The sequence below is a fragment of the Bacillus sp. FSL M8-0256 genome, from assembly GCF_038005765.1.
Classification (GTDB): domain Bacteria; phylum Bacillota; class Bacilli; order Bacillales; family Bacillaceae; genus Bacillus; species Bacillus safensis.
This window is the reverse complement of record NZ_JBBOTU010000001.1, coordinates 177,648-194,946: the sequence shown is the minus strand read 5'-3', so window position 1 is coordinate 194,946 and position 17,299 is coordinate 177,648. Positions and strand designations below refer to the sequence as shown.

General features: G+C 40.0%; 18 protein-coding genes. 1 reads left to right on the top strand and 17 read right to left on the bottom strand.

Annotated features, from left to right (window positions below):
* A complete protein-coding gene (locus NSQ76_RS01150) occupies positions 1-204 on the top strand; it encodes a hypothetical protein (protein WP_341051849.1) in 204 nt (67 codons plus the stop codon).
* A gap of 58 nt (positions 205-262) precedes the next feature.
* Here NSQ76_RS01150 and NSQ76_RS01145 read toward each other — a convergent pair whose 3' ends face one another.
* The 17 genes from NSQ76_RS01145 to NSQ76_RS01065 form a co-directional block, all read right to left on the bottom strand.
* Positions 263-1,030 carry an HNH endonuclease gene (locus tag NSQ76_RS01145; protein WP_341051846.1) on the bottom strand — a complete coding sequence of 256 codons (768 nt, stop codon included), beginning with the start codon at positions 1,028-1,030 and terminating at the stop codon, positions 263-265.
* 81 nt (positions 1,031-1,111) lie between these two features.
* Entirely contained in the window at positions 1,112-1,960 is an 849-nt protein-coding gene (locus tag NSQ76_RS01140; RefSeq protein WP_341051844.1) for an SMI1/KNR4 family protein, read from the bottom strand.
* A gap of 396 nt (positions 1,961-2,356) precedes the next feature.
* Positions 2,357-2,983, bottom strand: a complete 627-nt coding sequence (locus NSQ76_RS01135; RefSeq protein WP_341051842.1) for a hypothetical protein — start codon at positions 2,981-2,983, stop codon at positions 2,357-2,359.
* A 2-nt stretch (positions 2,984-2,985) separates the two neighbouring features.
* Positions 2,986-3,699 (bottom strand): DUF3800 domain-containing protein, encoded by a 714-nt coding sequence (locus NSQ76_RS01130; protein ID WP_341051839.1) that lies wholly within the window; start codon positions 3,697-3,699, stop codon positions 2,986-2,988.
* Between the two features lie 127 nt (positions 3,700-3,826).
* Positions 3,827-4,627, bottom strand: coding sequence for a peptidoglycan recognition protein family protein (locus NSQ76_RS01125; RefSeq protein ID WP_341051836.1), 801 nt, complete (start codon positions 4,625-4,627; stop codon positions 3,827-3,829).
* A gap of 59 nt (positions 4,628-4,686) precedes the next feature.
* Positions 4,687-4,950, bottom strand: coding sequence for a phage holin (locus NSQ76_RS01120; protein WP_341051833.1), 264 nt, complete (start codon positions 4,948-4,950; stop codon positions 4,687-4,689).
* A 19-nt stretch (positions 4,951-4,969) separates the two neighbouring features.
* A complete protein-coding gene (locus NSQ76_RS01115; protein WP_135032793.1) occupies positions 4,970-5,182 on the bottom strand; it encodes a BhlA/UviB family holin-like peptide in 213 nt (70 codons plus the stop codon).
* 33 nt (positions 5,183-5,215) lie between these two features.
* Complete coding sequence (locus NSQ76_RS01110; RefSeq protein WP_244858508.1) at positions 5,216-5,359, bottom strand: XkdX family protein; 144 nt, start codon at positions 5,357-5,359, stop codon at positions 5,216-5,218.
* A complete protein-coding gene (locus NSQ76_RS01105; protein ID WP_341051828.1) occupies positions 5,356-6,456 on the bottom strand; it encodes a BppU family phage baseplate upper protein in 1,101 nt (366 codons plus the stop codon). Before NSQ76_RS01105 ends, NSQ76_RS01110 begins: the two co-directional genes overlap by 4 nt.
* 16 nt (positions 6,457-6,472) lie before the next feature.
* Positions 6,473-8,338 (bottom strand): right-handed parallel beta-helix repeat-containing protein, encoded by a 1,866-nt coding sequence (locus NSQ76_RS01100; RefSeq protein ID WP_341051826.1) that lies wholly within the window; start codon positions 8,336-8,338, stop codon positions 6,473-6,475.
* 12 nt (positions 8,339-8,350) lie between these two features.
* Positions 8,351-10,231 (bottom strand): phage tail spike protein, encoded by a 1,881-nt coding sequence (locus NSQ76_RS01095; protein WP_341051825.1) that lies wholly within the window; start codon positions 10,229-10,231, stop codon positions 8,351-8,353.
* Between the two features lie 2 nt (positions 10,232-10,233).
* On the bottom strand, positions 10,234-11,058 hold the full coding sequence (locus NSQ76_RS01090) for a phage tail domain-containing protein (RefSeq protein WP_341051824.1): 825 nt from the start codon (positions 11,056-11,058) through the stop codon (positions 10,234-10,236).
* Entirely contained in the window at positions 11,058-15,281 is a 4,224-nt protein-coding gene (locus tag NSQ76_RS01085; RefSeq protein ID WP_341051821.1) for a phage tail tape measure protein, read from the bottom strand. The genes NSQ76_RS01090 and NSQ76_RS01085 overlap by 1 nt, the downstream gene beginning before the upstream one ends.
* A 208-nt stretch (positions 15,282-15,489) precedes the next feature.
* On the bottom strand, positions 15,490-15,861 hold the full coding sequence (gpG, locus tag NSQ76_RS01080) for a phage tail assembly chaperone G (RefSeq protein ID WP_106035568.1): 372 nt from the start codon (positions 15,859-15,861) through the stop codon (positions 15,490-15,492).
* Positions 15,861-16,481, bottom strand: coding sequence for a major tail protein (locus NSQ76_RS01075; RefSeq protein ID WP_135033268.1), 621 nt, complete (start codon positions 16,479-16,481; stop codon positions 15,861-15,863). Before NSQ76_RS01075 ends, gpG begins: the two co-directional genes overlap by 1 nt.
* A 13-nt stretch (positions 16,482-16,494) precedes the next feature.
* Positions 16,495-16,863, bottom strand: a complete 369-nt coding sequence (locus NSQ76_RS01070) for a DUF3168 domain-containing protein (RefSeq protein ID WP_341051815.1) — start codon at positions 16,861-16,863, stop codon at positions 16,495-16,497.
* 2 nt (positions 16,864-16,865) lie between these two features.
* Positions 16,866-17,291, bottom strand: a complete 426-nt coding sequence (locus NSQ76_RS01065) for an HK97-gp10 family putative phage morphogenesis protein (RefSeq protein WP_233230876.1) — start codon at positions 17,289-17,291, stop codon at positions 16,866-16,868.
* Positions 17,292-17,299 lie beyond the last annotated feature (8 nt).

Here is a 17,299-nt window from a genome sequence, read left to right as displayed (position 1 = left end):
ATGAATGATCTTGAGAGGAAGCTATACAGGATCATCTATAATATGAGCCGTTTTAGACGTAACCCAACAATGGATGATCTTAAAAGGAAAACAGGCAGAGATGAGGCGGCGATACGCAAGGCAGTTAAAAATCTTATGTCTTGTAAAGATTTGATTTGGGATAAAGAGAATGGAGTTTTTAAACATCAGACGATATTCTTTTGATAAATGCGAAAACAAAATTAAAAAAGAGAGACAAAGTCGTCCCTCTTTAGTGCCTTTATTATTTGAAGCTACCCCAAATAGATCTTCCACCAGTATGCCCTGTTTTCTCATGCTTCCAAGTATCAACTAGTTGCATACGGCCAACTACTTCATGATGATGCCAAGTGTACCCTGTAGGAGTTTTACCGGCATCTATCTCTTTTAGTTGAGCTTTTGTAAACTTACCCATCAATGTGATATTACTATTGACCCTTTTTTTCAAACTAGCATTAGCTAATTTGAATTGTGTATAGTTAGATGATTTTAATTCTTTAAGTGGCAATGTCATTGTATGTGTAGAGTTAAAAACAGGAAAACCTTGTTTAGTAAAAGGAACCTTAGTTACAGGATGTTTTTGACCTGCAAGCTTTCCATTTTTAATATGGACATATTTGATTCCACTGTTGGTATGTTTCTCAGTATATCGTTTTACTTTCTTACCTTTCTTCACCTCTTTTACAGCAGGACTTTGAAGAAGTTTAAGAATTTTGGTTAAGGCTTGTGTTTTAACTACAGGTCCTTCAGGTACAGGACGTACAGTACCATCTTCTTCAACTGTCGGAAGTTTATCCCACTCAGCCTCTGAAATTTCTTCTAATTCATCATCAGAAATGAGATCATCTTCTGTAGCATTAGGATTAGGATCAGCATCAGGAATATATTGCTTTCTGCCTGGCTCTACAGCTGTTTTAGCTTTTGGAGAATCTTCAGTTGCACTCACAAAACTCATTGGTAAGCCGGCCAATATTACTACGAGTGCTAGGAATGATAAAATTATTTTCTTCAAATTACATTTCTCCCTACAATTAGTATTTTTGGAACATACTAATTATAAGTTAAAAATAACTATTTTCTCCTTAAATTTACCTTAATTTAATGCATCTATATTAATAGCAAAATTTCCAGCTGTTACAGTTATCTGGGGAACTTCAGCTTTTTCAAAAATGTCTACAATTTCAAATAATGTCTTTTTTATAATTTCGTTACTTGGCATTGTATCTACTCTTAATATAAGGATTGTGTCAATGCTTGCAGCTACTTCATAAAGAACGTCTTCATCTTTAACAGATTCAATATAGCTTTTTATTCTTTTAAAGAACCACTCTACTTCTCCTAAATCTTGTAACGGATATTTAGTAATTTGATGAATATCTGCTGAATCAGGTGCTTCTTTCTCTAAGATCGCTTCAAGTTCTGCTTTAGTTATATATTCCTCCTCTGTTTCTTCGTATTCGTACTCTGTCTCGTCTTCTTCATCAGCAGTGTATTCAACTGTATAGAGCCCTTCAATAAATTCATCAAATGAATCTGCCAGCTTAAAGTCTTCTTCCATTTCTACATCAAAATAGTGGATAGGGGGATTCTCTTTCGTTTTTCGATAATCCATTGCTACCCATGTATGGCCATCCCCATTAATCAGAACAAGTCCTTTAGGCAATTCCCATTCTTCAATTAGATACTCACTGTCCATAATTCCTTCATCTTTCGCGATTCCTCGCAAGTGATTAAATTGAATATGATCTTCAGCCCATGAGTTAGGATGACTTGTAGGAAAAGCATTATGAACAATATAACCACCGTTCTGTTCTAAAATGAGCTTTTTGTATGTATCAGGTAAAATTACTCCAAGCTTTTTTTCTGCTTTAGCTATTTTTTTCTCATTTATCTTTTCCAGCGTATAATAACCTTCTTCATCTATTTCCCAAAATGGTTTCAAGGTTTGTACCCCCTATTATAATATGCACATAAGTATACCATTTTTAATGGTTTTGTTTAACAACTTTTCAGTTTGATTACTGTTTTGAAAATTGATTTACTTGTTGACGGAAAGTAAAAAAAATTGAAGTGACTTGGGAGGAATTGTTGTGGGATAAAAAGCAGGAATGGCGGTTCAAATAAACTGGGTAACTACATTTTCTATAACAGGACTTCATAATAAGTTTTAAAACAAAACAGAATGGGAATACTTTAAATGAATCCCATTCTGGGCTTAATTAAGTTGACATTGTTATATGATCTGTTGACAACAGGTTACTTTTATAGTAATTTAAATATAGCTCATCTGCCACGTGTAGAAGGAGAATCCGGTTTTCGCACAGCGATTACCGGTTTTTTATTTAGGATCATGTACTAAACTCTTTATATATCTAGAATACTCAGAATCAAAATTCAACTTAGCATTTATGTAAAAAACCGGATAAGCTGAAGTCAATACATAATTCTTCAGTTTTCCTTTTTTATAACATTCATCAAGTATTACAACATAATCAACAGCCCCATTTACAAATCTAATATATGTCTGTTTCCGCCCTTTCTTTTTATTCACTCTCCATATCTTAATGTCCGGATCACCTTTATTTGCCAGATTTATTATTTCGTTTATCCAATGTATTCTTATCCCCCTATAATAACAAATGTTTCGAACATCGCTATTGTTCATAAGAATTCTTCTTTCATTTTCAATACAATTAGAATAACACTTAGTTATGGATAAACAGTTATTACATGGCAATATATTGAATTTCTCTTTACTATTCAAACTGATTAAGTGCCAAAACGTCTCACTTTTTCTTTCTATACAATTTTTAAGATTCACAAAAATAAATTTACCTTTGAATTCACTTCTGATCTCCTTATCCATAATATTTTCTCGAAAAACTCTATAAAGCTTATTTTCAATATCAGAATGTTTCGTCAACCCTGTGATATCTATAGGAGGAGATAACTTTTCTGAATACATTTTTAAAAGCTCCTTCTTGGCTGCCAAATAAATAAATTAAATTTGTTTTCTGCTCTGGGTGTACTATAATTTAAGAGCCGGCCTGACATTTCTTTTATTTTCTCAATCATTGCTTTTTTAGCTTCACTAGAATTTGAGTCTAAATATAAGCCTCTATGGAAATATGACAGTGCTCCAATAAATAAATCGCATAATTGCAAAACTTCAGATTCATGAGAATGAATCTGCTTTATGTCTTCTATAATTTCTTTGTTGAAGTCATATTTATTATTACAAAGAACATCGTGAAGTTTCTTTACTTTTTTTCCTCCACGAGTATCCTTTATATCAATAAAAATTCGATATTTATTATTTGGCAAGGTAAATGGATCAAGCAATAAAAAGTACATTTTATAGTACCAAGTGTCATAATCGTTTCCATTATAAATGGAGTGATCTAATTCATTTTTACCTGTAGCAACAACACCCCGAAAAGATAAAGATGGTGTGTTAAAAAAGTACTTAATCAATTCTATGTAAAAATCAATCTTCCCCTTAGAAACTTTGGTCCACTTAATCTCAAACCAAGAATCTAACCCATGATTAATCTTAATCTGACGTATATCTTCATAAATTTCTTTAAGATATCGAGAATCAATTCCTATTGCACCTAATACCATTACATCACTCTTGTCCTTTTCCAAATGACAACTTTCATCACAATATATATTAAACAAGGGGAGACCTCCTGAATTCAGAAAAATACTTTACTGGTAATTATATCATGGTTTTCCACCTCCGAAAACAAATTAAAACCTTTCAATCTATTAAAGCTTTAAAAAGCAGGCGTAATGCCTGCCCTTTTCATTTTAATAGCTTTTCGAGGGCTGCTTTAGTCTTAGGACCATAAATGCCATCAGCAACGAGTCCATTCATAAGCTGGAACCGTTTGACCGCATCCGCTGTTTTCGCACCATAGTAGCCGTCAATACCATTGTTTTTTGCCCCTTTGTCAGGATAGAAATAGAGTGCCGCTAGAGCTTGCTGTACGGCTTTTACGCCTGCCCCTTTCGTTAAGGGCTTGGTGACTTTTAAAATGCCAGATGGCAGGTTGTATGTCTTTTTAGCAGGCTTGGAAGCTTGTTTTTTGAATGGTGCTGATTTTACAGGTTTCACGGTTGCCTTTTTACCCGTTTGAGCTGTTGCAATACCCGCTTTGAAGCTGTCCCAGCGATTAAGCAGCTTTCGTGGACATTGTTTACCGCTCCATCTTTTATGGGGAACAACATTGGCCAGCGGAATACCTTGATCCTGCATCAACTGACGAATTAGCCATTGAGCGTTCTCGACAGCCTTCTCAAAATTACCATCGCTGTTCTCGCAAATTTCAATACCGATTGATTTCATGTTGCCGGTTCCTCGTCCATCTCCTGCATGCCATCCGTTTTCGTTTAACGGCAAATGTTGATAGATGCAATTTTCATCCACCGTATAGTGCCAGCTTACACCTGTACTAGATCGTTTTACGAACGCTGCGTGACTCGCTGCGTTTGCCCCTTTTGCTGTATTGGCTGTGTTGTGGACCGTAATATATAAAGGCTTCATATAGTTGCCTGGTCGATTTTTATTCCCTTTTGAAATGAAGTCTTGAATGATTTTTACCATTGTTCATCGTCTCCTTAAAATTGTTTTTAGTATTTAAAAAAGCCGCCTGGGGCAGCTCTTTATTTTGTTAATCCTTTTTGTTGCAGCGCTTCTTTCTGCTTCTGTCCTTTAGATGTCACATAGTTATTTTTGAACCATGCCATCAAGGTTGTGACAATTGTAAAAATCATTGAGAAGGCAAGGTACAATGTTTCAGCCAATGAAGTGACTTGGTCCTCACTGATCGGCAAAACAGGTTTACCGACCATGATTAAAAATTGGTTGATTAATGCCATAAAAAGAAGCACCGTACGGATCACAGTGCCTTTGTCGAAATTTGTCATATTCAATTCCCCATTTCAGTTATTTTTGGTTTCTTTCGATCCTATCGAGTTTTTCAATGACGACGTCATATTTCTCGCTGAATTTTGCTAGTACATCATTTTGTGCGTCTATTTGCTCGTTGAGCTTGTTCTCACGCTCTTTTGTCGTGTTCAATACATAAAACAGCACCCAACAAAAAAGAACCGCAAACGGTCCTTGTGTCATTAAATACTGCGTCATGTCCATTTCCATTTTTCTCACCTTCTCCCGCCATAAAAAATAAGCCTATACCTCGTATGGCTCACCTGTGATCTGCTCATATTGTTCGGCCGTGATTCTCCCGGCCGCTACGGTGTTATACACCATTTCCTTTGTCCACAGTGCTTCGTCATAAAAATCCTTGATTCGTCTAAACCAGTCAATCATCATGTGTCACCTCCTACTGCGTTTAGATAATACAACTCGGCTATTTGTACCTTCGATTCTTGTGCCTCGGCTTCCATCATTACACGTTTCCACCCACTCCATACGCTATTGTTGAGATAGTTAGTGTAAACATTGTTGTGGTAATCTGTAGCGTATACCCATCCAAAAGTAGCCTTCCCATCGGATGATACATCTGTCATATGAAAAAAACCTCTGAAAGAACGATTGTTAGGTAAATCTTTTGATTTTGCTATGGTGTAAAAAGTGCCCATTCCTAGACCGTTATCAATCACAGCATCCAAAATACTGACGGTCGTGTCTTTATTAAGAATCAAAGGCGTTCCTGTATCAGCCGTGATTTTTTTCTGCTGGAAACCTGATACAAAGTCCTTTGACTTTTGCACAGCTGCATCAGCTTTCTCTTGAGCCCCTGCGGGTGTCTCTGCGTAATCCTCCGTATATTTTTTAGCAGCTGCAAGCGCTGCTTCTACTTTATCTTGTGCGCCTTGTTTGGTTTCAAGTGCTTCGAGATCACCTAGTTTTTCTTTCAAGTGATCAAGCTGTTCTTGAAGCTCTTTGGTGATCTTATCAATGTTTCCTTGCATATCGTCAGTGCGGTTTTGAATGTCGTTTTCAAGCTCTGCCGCCATGCGCTCAATCTGCTTTTTTAGCGTTTGGAAATCATCAATATAAAATTCCGCTGCCGGGGCAATGTCCTGGTCAATTAAGTTTCGCTGAATTTCAAATGTAAATTCATGAATCGACAAGGCTTGTCCGTTGCGATAATACAAATTTAAGGACGCTTGAACCTTGCCATATTGCTTGATCTCGTCATTATCTAGGACGTATTCGGCGATCCCTTCGACTTTATCAACAAGTGTGATATTCCGAACGTTCTTGGATCCATTATTAAATAAAAGTACGAGTTTTCCGTCAACCGCTGACAACGGAAGTGGCACACCATCTTTACGCAATTTGAAAATTAGCTTTGCTGTGCCGATGTCCTGGGTCGAAAAAACAATTTTTGAATCGTACACGCTTTGATCATAGGCATCAACCACGAAAGGCAGCACGCCATTTTTAAAAAGTTGATTCGTCATGTTATCCCCCCTCAAATCAAGTGATATTTTCAACGGTCCGAATAGGATCAACGCTATTATCGTTTAATGCTGATACTTTTCCAGCACCTTTTAATCGGTTGCCGTAATGCTGAATAGATGAACATTTACTTGTTAAATACATACCGTACCTGCCTGTTTTCCCGGTTGCCGTGTTGTTGCGGACAGCACTATTTTTGACGCCATCCATAAGCAAAATAAAGTCATATTCATCCCCTCGCTTGCCCGCATTCATAATTGTGTTTTTATCCACCTGTACATATTCCGATTCTCCCGAAACTGATATACCCGAGAAACCGATCTCTTCTAGCGTGTTATCATCGACCGATACATAATCGCAGCTGCCTTCTTCGACACGCACGCCGTTTCCTTGAATTTCCCTTCCTGTGTTGTGATGTACCTTTCCCCGTGTGCTGCGTGTGACCAGTACGCCGTGGTGTCCAATGTTCTCCATGTTGTTATCATCAATAACAAAATGTTTCACATCTGACACATGAATAGCGTGCCTTGTTGTGCCGTCAATTTGATTTTTTGAAATGACCACATGATCAATCGTTTGATAACCTTTACGGCCATAAACCTGAATCGCATGATCAACCGACATATTTATAAATTTGTTATTTGTGATTGTGTGACGCTTTGTCTTGTTTACTCTGCTAGTCGGATTTCCGTTTTTGTCTTGAGTGTAAACGCTGCTGACGCTCGGCAATAACGTTCTAACGCCACCAGAACAGTTCTCAAAGCTATTACCATCTATAAACACATCTTGCCATTTGTTGCCCGATACCGCCCATTCTGTACAGTCATAGACCTTATTGTTAATAAACCTTATGCCCGAGTATAGAACGCCGTCAGTGCTTGTATGTGAATCAATGGCTCTAGGATAACCCCCAAGCTCTGCTGATTTTCGGATAGTACAATTTTGCATTGTGAGGTTCCTTGTCGGTGCGTGGTCATAAGCGCCAAACGCACCGAAGTTACTAGAGGAACGCATCAAATCAACTTGAACCGCTGCGGAGAACCATCTATCCCCTACATAATCCGCAAACCCTTCGAATGTCACATTGTCGATCAGCACGTTTTCATTTCCGGCACAGTCAAAGGCGTGCCCACCACAAACATTTCTCAAGGTAATATCTCGCATGATAATGCCGGATGCGTGAGCAAAGCCGAAAATAGAACACTGCTCTTTGATTTCATGCCCCATGCTGTCAATTGTTCCTTGTCCGTCAATGATCAATTTTCCGTGGCCGTTATATCCGGTGAAACTCTCTGTGGAATCACCATTTACAAACATGCTGCCAACAAATCCACGCTTGATCGTTGCCCCTGCCTGTAAAGTGATATGAGTGTTTTTATAAATCCTCACTCGTTCACGCAGGGTATAGCCTCCAGGGGGAATATAAAGCCAAATGGGACGATCTTTTGACAAATCAAGTGCAGCTTGAAGAGCTTTTGTAAAGTTGCCGTATTTGTTCAGAAACGGCTGCAAAGACACGATTGAAAGCATGTCATTCACTTTTTGCTCCAATCTATCAAAGTCATATTCAAGTCGGTCGTTTAAGGTTGGATGAATGGTGGCATCTATTGCAACCCGACCATCCACGACCTCTTTCACGTCATTTCCGTCGTGATTTACAATTAGATTAATCAATCTAGCCCATAAACTATTAACCCAGTGAGCAACGCTTTTCCCACGATGGGTAATATGCTCGGCTTTGTGTGCCGTCTCGCTTTGTTGGTGCCTCTCATCTGCTCTATTCAATTCATTCAAAGCATTTTCAGTGGTGCGGGCATTGTCATTCAGCTCTTGTATTAATTTTGAATGTGGGCTAGGCGTGTGCTGTTTCTTCAAATTAAACATGTGATCACCTTCTTATGAATAGCCGACAATACCAACCGATATTTTTGAAGTATCGGGCACTTGATCCGGCTTTATTTTTTTTCCACTCTGAAAAAAGGAAATGATGAATGTATCAGTTTGATTGTCTTCATAGTCGATTGAAGGCGTGATCCCGTTCTGTTTAAGCAGCGACGAGCCGTCTACAGTCGCATAAACCATTTCATAATTTTCAGGTGTTTCAAATATTAAATCGCTTCCGTCTATATACACATCACCAGCAGAAGAACCCCACGATCCGCCTTTAAAGACCAAACTAAAACCCGCATTTTGCGGGCTACCTGTTTTTCCTTTTTCAATTAGATCGGACAATTCGTTTTTTGCTGCTTGAATTTGAGCCAATAAACTATTTTTTTGTTCCTTGATATAGCGCTCTTGGTTTCTGATTCTTCGCCTGTCTTCAAGCTGCAAATCAAACATATCCTTTTGGACATTGGTAAAAGTAACGTCGGGTTTCTCGGTCGAGTCTAACGGGTTATAAGTCATGCTGACGGCTCTTACATCATCTTCAAACGTGATACCATGTTCAGGTGTATCGGCTATAACATGTAGCGTGTCACCCTTGTTGAGTTCATCCTCTAACCCTTTTAGCTCTTCAACTTCAAATTCCTCAAAATCAATTGCCACGGTCACTTCCGGGAATGGATTGACTTTTTCTTTCAAAAGAGTGTTCATATCTTCTGCCTTTGTAACTGCATCATCTTTAATTGGTTCGGCCCATGTAGGCTGACCGTCAATTAAAAAATCCTGTTCGTTTGGATGAACGAAAAGGACCGGCTCGAATACATATTTTTCATTTTCATTTTTATATTCCCGATATGTTTCAATGACGTTGTCCCTCAATAGATACATGATCGGGACCGCTGTTTTCTTCCCTTTTGTATTGGGATTTTTGTTGTCCTTTCCCTTAAACGTTGCAACGACCTTATGTTTTTTATGCTCAAGACCTCTAATGACTTCTATCGTTTCTTTTTTAGGTGTTTGATCTTTATAAACGCTGATCGTTTTCGTCTTATCGTCATCAATTTTAAATTCCCATTTACCTCCCAATTTTGAAGTTAAGGTAACAAATCGGAATCCGGTGCCAGTGAAAGAAAAAGTAAAAGTGGCACCAGGCTTATTCGTAAAATCAGCTTTCAAAGCATCGTCATAAGACCACGTACCGGTTTTGCTCTCATAACCTATAGCGCTTTCACTTATCGTGTCTTTTTCTTCTTTTTGCTTGCCGAAGCCTCTGCCCCGTGTGGCCGTGTTGTCTTCTGAAATAGTAACCGTTAGACCGTTTATATTCGCTCTAGTATCAAGCGTTTTATTGATTTTCTTTCCTATTTTCTTGTGTATATAAATCTCGTAATTATTCACATCAAGTTCGATTTTGTAATTTGAAATAATCGTGTCTATCAGTTCAATAGAAAATGCATCGCCAAACCCTTCATTTTTGACAGGTTTGATGTCTTTCGCATCATCCATAATTTTGAACGTGAATTTACTCCCTTTCAAGGCATGAGCAAACGCCTGTTCAAGTGTTAATTCGCCTTGAATAACCTCATCTACTCTGTTTTTTGATAGCAAAAAAGCATAAATATGAGTAGCTGAAACACTTTTAGACAGTACATCACCATCTTGAGTTTTTGAAAAATTTCGGATAACGTATTTTTGCCGCTTGTGTACCTTTTCATCCACAATTAGAAGGTTTCTCCCGACCAATGCCTCAAAAGATATAGGATCAGTAAAGCCCGCTTCTATCTGTAGTTCCATTGTCTTTTTGCCATCAATTCCATCCGTTAGGCGCGGGCTACTGCCGACTATTTCATATTCTTGTTTTGTTCCTTTATCCTGGACAAATAGTTGGTTCATGCTTACCCTCCTTTGTAGTAAAAATGAGTAATAAATTCAATGTCGATATACGTTGCACCCGTAATCACAAAGTCATTCTTACCTGGCATGAGTTCAGGAAAGCGACCTCTTCTTTCCACAGCTTGCGAACCTTTAAAAACATACTGCTTTATCACGTTCAACAAATTGTTTTTTGATTGAGCGCCTACTAATGTAATAGACTCGCCTGTTGTTTTGTTCTCAATTTTTATGTCTGTTCCAGCCAAAAACATATTGACTGTATACTCATGATCAATAGGTGACAATCTCACATCACCATAGTTATAAACAGAAAAAGCCCTTTCTTTAAATCGAAAAGGCTGCTCTCTATAACGTTCAAAATTTCTTCCCATGAATCTCTCACTTTGCAATTCCTGTGGTGATCGGCTATCATGCACCGACTGTGAGCACCCTTCAATGGCCGTAAGCGTGATTGTAAAAGTTCCACCCGTTTTCCCCTGCTCCTGACCAATGGTATATGCGTCATCACACACAACAAGCCATTTCCTTTCGGGCCGAAACGTGCATATGATTTCGTATGGATCGGGCCGGCCAAGATATTCATATACTTCTGATCTTACAAGATAAAAATGCTCTGTGTTTGCTGCGTCTATTGTAAGATCAACAAGTATTTTTCTTTCTTTCAAACGTGTAAAACGACTCTTTCTTTGTGTCTGAATACCGTGGCGGCTCGAATTTGTAAAGTTTTTTCTATCGAATGATGGTGCCTCGGGTTCAAATGACGTTAGAAAGACATTGGGGAAGACATCATTTAAACGCTCCCCGTCAATAATAAGATCAAATTCCATCACCATCCCCCCATCAATACTGCTTTATCTTGAAGCTGCTTCATACCGATTTTATTCATGACTTTTGCAAATGTTTTTTCGCCAACCTTGATGACACCGCCAGTGCTAACAATTTCACGTAAAAGCTCGTTTTGTTCTTGTAATAATGCGTTTGTTGTATCTTGTCTTGATGTCATCGGCTCCAAATTCATCCCGCTTGGTGCAGACTGTGGATTGACACCTAATTCAGCGCCAGCACGGGCCCAAATTGCTAGGCTCCTTTCACGATATGACGGGTCTGTTGTAATGATATGTTCGTCATATCCTCTTTCATTTAGTGCAGCTAGTTTGGTACCTCCTGCTCCTGGGGAAACGCCGCCCGCTGCGTAGCCAATATATTTCCCGCCTTTACTCATATTCACAAGACCAGGGTGTCTGTTGATCCCCCCATATCGACTGTTGAGATAATTTATCGCAGCTAGTATTTGATGAACAGGATTTCTTATATCTGTGAACCCCTTTTTTGCGTGCGCTGCAAATGTAGAAGGGATAAACTGCATAAGCCCTTGTGACGGATGACCCGCCTTTGCGTTGCTATCCCAATTGTTAACGACGGTCGGGTTTCCTCCTGATTCCTTCATTGCTATTGTCTGTAAAGCTCCTGCGAAAGAAGGAGAAATACCCGCAATTGAAATGGCTTGAGCCACCCATCTTTTCACGTTTTCAGTAGCGTTACCGCCACCAAAGAAAGAACCAATGGAACCTATGAGAGAATCCACACCACTGAATGCAAGTTTTGCAATGGCTTCTACTGGGCTGCCGCTCACATTCGTGAACCACGAAGGAAGTAAACCATCATTCAAACCGAATTTTTCAGTAGCCTTATTCCAAAGGAATTTCGGTCCTTTCATGATCCAATCAAAATAGTCTCCTACACCATTTTCATATCCAGGCATCCCATGACGTTTTAACACACGTTCGGTTTCTCTGTTTGGCAGAACGGATGACCCTTTTCTTAAATAGCGCAGCTCTGGGCCAGAATTTCCTGACACATAGGTTCCGACTCCTGGCTCATGAATTAATTCGCGACCCTTTTCACTCGTAACAGCAAGCCCACCCGGGTGCCCTGTTGCTGGCGTGCCTTTTGCATAAGCTCGGTTTTCTAAATACTTCCCCTTACCGTCCGTGCCTAATTTTGGCGGGTTAGATTTTTTCTTTTTCTTATCCCCTCCACCGAAGAGACCTTGAATCCAGTTCCAAGCACTATTAACAATATCCATCATTTTTTCCCAACCGGTTTTTACTTCTCCAGTTTCGGTATTAATTTCATCAGCGTGAGCACCAGCCTGTTTTCTCGCTTCTTTGACCACCTTTTTATGCATGTCCTTTGCTGTTGAAACAGAATCGTCACGCTGTCTTTTCGCCTCTTTAATAAGTTTGTTTGCCTGTTTCGTAGAAATCGAACCCGTTTCATCACGTTCACGGATAACGGCAGCAACCGTTTTATTATATTTATCATCAGCCTCTTTCACTGCGCCTTCTTTTGCTTTGATGCTGTTTTTAATGGTGTCCGCTGCTTGTCTCGCCGTGATACTTTTAGATTCGGTTTGTAATTTACTCATAATGGCCTTTTGTTCGACTTCGCTTTTACTCATTGTTTTAACTGCCGTTGTCATCATGCTTTTTTGAATGTTATTGATCGTTGTTTTTTCTTTTTGAGTAAGGTTTCTTTTCTCTGAACTTGCTTGGGTTAAGATCGCTTTTATTTTCGCTTCGCCATCGCTCACGGCTTTTACTTGCTCATTCTGTTTCTTTTTAACATTGTTTAAAATGGCTTCCTGTTCTTTTTGAGAAAGGCTTTTGCTGCCGGCCATAAATTTTCTAAGTGATTCAAAACTTTGATTCCCTTTCGTTTCAATGCTTTGTTTTATCTGATCACCCATCGTATTGAAATTTTTCACGATGTTATCAGCTGTTTCTTTTGAAACCTTTTGGCCTGACCAGTTCAATTGGTTTAATTGTGCGGTTGCTTGATCATTTAATTTTTTATAACCGAGAACCGATTTCGTGGTACTTTCTGAAACCTTTTCCCCGAAGTCCTCAAGGGCTGGTATTTGCTCTTCTTTTAAATGCTTATATAGTTTATAACCGCCTTCAGCTAATAAAGACACACCCGTAACCGCTAAACCAACCGGTCCACCGAATGCAGACATACCCACCCTTGCAACGCTTGCGACTCGGGCAACATTCCCAAGACTTTTAACCACACCTAGCGCCTTTACGCCAAATCCGGCAAACCTTCCGGCTGTTTGAGCTGTGCCGGCACCTAGACTAGATGTAGCAGTCGTAGCGACTCGTGCGCCTCCTCTGAAATTAAATAAAGATTGTGCGCCTTTTGCGATCTCCGGTGCGAACATCGTTGCAACGCCTAACAATGAGCCCCATTTACCTCCAAAGGACATCATCGCTGTACCTGCAAGGCCTGACGCTCCACGTAAACCACGAAGGCCCCTTGTGTTCCTTGTCACTGCTGCATTACTGATATTCATTTGTGCAGCTGCGGCAGTATTTGCGGCGGCAAGTTGTGAGGTGGAAGTTCTTGCAAGTGCTGCCTCTGCCCGATAACGACCAAACGCAACCGCCCCCCTGCCTAATGCTCCCGTAACGGTCCCTATGCTGGAAACAACCAAACCCAGGGCAATGATAACAGGAGGAAAAGCAGCAGCCAATAAACCAGCAATGACAATGGTATTTTGCATTGAAGGTGTTAAGCCTTGAAACCATTTTGTGAAACGATCAACCGCATCGCCAGCCTTATCTAGTGCCGGCTCGATTTTTTCTAGCAAAATTTCACCAATCGGCAAAAGGTTTGACATCAATTTGCGAAAGGCCATGACAGCACGATCATTGAAATTATCCTTTATCGCTTTTCCTGCCTTTTCTGTTGCGCCTTCCACTTCCCCGAGCATGTCTTTTGTCGGGTCTAAGGATGTCACGACTTTCCCCCGTAAATCCTCCCACATGGTACCGAAAAGAGCGACACCAGCCGCATCCCTGTCGAGTGGGTCTTTTACGGCCGCAATCGCTGAAACAGTTGCCATGAATGCCTTTTGTCCTTTTTCTCCACCTTCTGCAATGGCCGTACCCATCTTTTCAGCATCAAGGCCGATATCTTTAAATGCGTTAACGGTACTTTTTGAACCGTCCTGCGCACGAATATTAAACTCTTTTACTGCGTCACCAACTTTATCCATGTTCCAAGCACCATTTTTAGCACCTTGCAACATGATGTTAAACATGCCTTCTATGGATATACCCGCTGAACTAAATTGAGATGAATATTCGCTCACCGTATCAAGAAGCTCGTTGGAATAGTCCCCACCTTTTTGTGCGGCTACTGTAATATAATCAAATGATTTCCCCACATCCTCACCGTAATTATCCATGAGTGCTTTGGCCGCTCTCGTGCTTTCCGGGATCTCGTACTCAAACACATCTTTTAAAATATTAGCTCTTTTAGTTGCTAATTCAAGTTGATCCCCTTTGAGGTTTTGAAGGTTTTTACGTGTATCAATGACACCTTGATTTACTTCCTCCATCGACTCACCGAAGCCAGATAGCCACATTTCTCTTGTGACTTTGTTCACCTCGGCTGCTTCTTTCTTGGTTAAGTTGAGGGAAGCAGCAATCTTCCCTTGTGCCTTTTCAACATCGGCCGCAGATTTAACAGCCATCACGCCAAGTGCGCTAACAGGTGCCGTAATGGCAGCAAAACCCACTTTTCCGATTGTTGACATCTTGTTTCCAGTTGATTGAAGACGTTCACCATATTCTTGCAAGCTGTTTCCGGCTCTTGTCCAAGCTGAATTTTGTGTATTTATTTGTAAGGTAGTTGATCGAAGAGCACGCTCAAGCTGATTATGGTTTGTCACTTCTCTATTAATTACTGTCGCCAGCTGCAAGGCTTCTTTAGAATTTTCACCTTTTTCCCTGGCTAACACTTCATACTTTTTCTTTAACTGCTCGATCTTGCTTCCTTGTAATTCATAAAGCTGTGAAAGGTCTTCTTGTTTGCGTCTAAGCTTTTCCGACTCGTCCCCAAATTGTCCAAATTGGGAGGCAGTAGCCTTCATACTACTTCTAACAAGGGCCATTTTTTCTGCTATATTTTCAATGCCCGCAGATGTCCCGCCATCGTCAAAGCCTAAACGCATAATCATATTTGTCACTTCACTGGCTGCCATGCTCTCCCTCCTTAAAACACTTTATCTATAGGCACGACTTTCGGTTTGCTTTCTTCTTCTTTGATTTCACTTTCCATTTTTGGCAAGTGCTCAAGAAGCTCAATATAAAAAGGGTAATCCATCTCATCAATTTGAGGGACGGACCACCCTTGACGCATTAGCTGCAAATATTGCGTTTTAATATTCTCGTACGCTTTTTCAAGCGTGATCAGTTTTGTTCCATTTGCTCTTTCATCAGCTTTTCCACTAGCTTTCCCAGGTCGTTTTCCGACTCTCTCGCCTCAATTTCTTCCCTGGATGGATAGCCTAAAAGCCCAACCCCGATAATATCGTATAAAACATCACGGAACCCAATGGCGTTTAAACCTTCATCAAGTTGCTTTTTCGTGAACTGTTTTCCGAACACTTCCCAAATTAAATTGAGTTGTCGTGCTTCGATATCCCCTGGATCAATATCATCTTTTTTGGCATCCAGTTCAATTTCAAGGGCCTTGCGTTTATATTTTAAAGACACAAATTCTTGATAAAATGTTTGATCATTTTGATCAATACGCAGCGTGATTTCTAATGGCTTCGACATTAAGCAGCACCTCCACTAGATTTAGTTGTATCTACTTTAGAAGAAGTACCACCGCTTGTTTCTTCCAGCTGCTTAATATCAAATACCTGATCAAAGAATTTTTCGCGATATTTTTCATAACCTTTGACGCTGCTGTCTCCTGTGATTTTGAAAACTTTATCACTCCGCTGAACAAAAGTTCCTTCGATACTTTCTTTTTGCGCTTCCGGCTTGTCCTCTTTTGTTTTCCAATCAGTGGATGGAATCGAGAAACGGCCTTTGACTAACCACACATGACGAACATTGCCGTCTTCTTTCGTTCCCGTGAATCCTAGTGCGATATAAGGTGGGATAGCATCTTGTTTCCATGCAATTACACCATCTACAATCTTTTGGCCGGTAATGTGGGCCAATACATCCTGCGGGATTTCAGTTGTCTCAATTGTCACTTTTGTTTCACCTGTAGATGAAAGCACAATGATAGGACCATTATCAGCATAAACCGTTGATGAGTCTGTGCTAGTGTCTACTTTTGCTGCACATAGTGGCGCAAAGGGTTTTACCTCTCCATATTCAAAAGACTTTCCGTTTTCGGTTAAATCGGCATAAACAAGGTTTTCTAAACCTACAATGACTGACATGCTTTTTCCTCCTTTAATGTTTCACAATTGTTCTATATAAAAAAGCTCTTCTGAAAGCATTTCTTTCTATTTCGTTGAAAGAAGAAACCGTGATTCTTTTGCATCCCAGGGCTTTCATTTTTTGATCTACGGCTTGTTGAATAGCCGATATGCTTTCGCTCGCTTGAATCCAAATGTTTACTTGTATGTCGATCTCTGAATGTGTTGCCTTGTTGTCGGAGTATTCGACATCTACATTGTCCATTTCAGCAACCAGGATATGCGGGAATTCCGCTTTAAATTCAAGAGGAAAGTCTCCTGCGAAAACTCTTCCACTCGTCATTGATTGAATGGCCGGATCATCTAACAAATGTTTCGTTACAATTGGCTCAAAATCAATCATGGTCATGTTGCTCCTTTTTGCAGTTCCTTTAGTACGGCTTGATTAATCGCATCTTTTTTAATTCGATAGGCCCGTGTTCCAAAGGGATTCCCCTTCACAAAACGGCCGTTCTTTGCGACATAGCCTTCATGATGGAATCTTGCACGCCAGGCGGTTTCCTTACCAGGTCCCACATCATATGAAACCGCATCAGCGTAAACACGCTCTTTTTTCGGTGTTTGTCTCACCTTGATGTCATCCCTAATATGAACATGGTCAATATCAGAAACGTTAACCTCTTTTTTCATTTGTTCTGCAAGAATTTTGGCGCCAGCTCTCAAGGCTTTTGGTTGTGCTTTTTTTAAATTCGCCCCAACTTCTTGAAGCCGTCGGATTGCCTCGTCAATTCCCTCCGCTTGTGCTGCGATCCTCATGATCCCACCCCACACATTCAATC

Coding starts and splice junctions, on each gene's coding strand:
- NSQ76_RS01150 (WP_341051849.1), top strand. CDS start 1: ATGAATGATCTTGAGAGGAAGCTATACAGGATCATCTATAATATGAGC.
- NSQ76_RS01135 (WP_341051842.1), bottom strand. CDS start 2,983: ATGTATTCAGAAAAGTTATCTCCTCCTATAGATATCACAGGGTTGACG.
- NSQ76_RS01125 (WP_341051836.1), bottom strand. CDS start 4,627: ATGGTAAAAATCATTCAAGACTTCATTTCAAAAGGGAATAAAAATCGA.
- NSQ76_RS01120 (WP_341051833.1), bottom strand. CDS start 4,950: ATGACAAATTTCGACAAAGGCACTGTGATCCGTACGGTGCTTCTTTTT.
- NSQ76_RS01115 (WP_135032793.1), bottom strand. CDS start 5,182: ATGGAAATGGACATGACGCAGTATTTAATGACACAAGGACCGTTTGCG.
- NSQ76_RS01110 (WP_244858508.1), bottom strand. CDS start 5,359: ATGATGATTGACTGGTTTAGACGAATCAAGGATTTTTATGACGAAGCA.
- NSQ76_RS01105 (WP_341051828.1), bottom strand. CDS start 6,456: ATGACGAATCAACTTTTTAAAAATGGCGTGCTGCCTTTCGTGGTTGAT.
- NSQ76_RS01100 (WP_341051826.1), bottom strand. CDS start 8,338: ATGTTTAATTTGAAGAAACAGCACACGCCTAGCCCACATTCAAAATTA.
- NSQ76_RS01095 (WP_341051825.1), bottom strand. CDS start 10,231: ATGAACCAACTATTTGTCCAGGATAAAGGAACAAAACAAGAATATGAA.
- NSQ76_RS01090 (WP_341051824.1), bottom strand. CDS start 11,058: ATGGAATTTGATCTTATTATTGACGGGGAGCGTTTAAATGATGTCTTC.
- NSQ76_RS01085 (WP_341051821.1), bottom strand. CDS start 15,281: ATGGCAGCCAGTGAAGTGACAAATATGATTATGCGTTTAGGCTTTGAC.
- gpG (WP_106035568.1), bottom strand. CDS start 15,861: ATGTCGAAGCCATTAGAAATCACGCTGCGTATTGATCAAAATGATCAA.
- NSQ76_RS01075 (WP_135033268.1), bottom strand. CDS start 16,481: ATGTCAGTCATTGTAGGTTTAGAAAACCTTGTTTATGCCGATTTAACC.
- NSQ76_RS01070 (WP_341051815.1), bottom strand. CDS start 16,863: ATGATTGATTTTGAGCCAATTGTAACGAAACATTTGTTAGATGATCCG.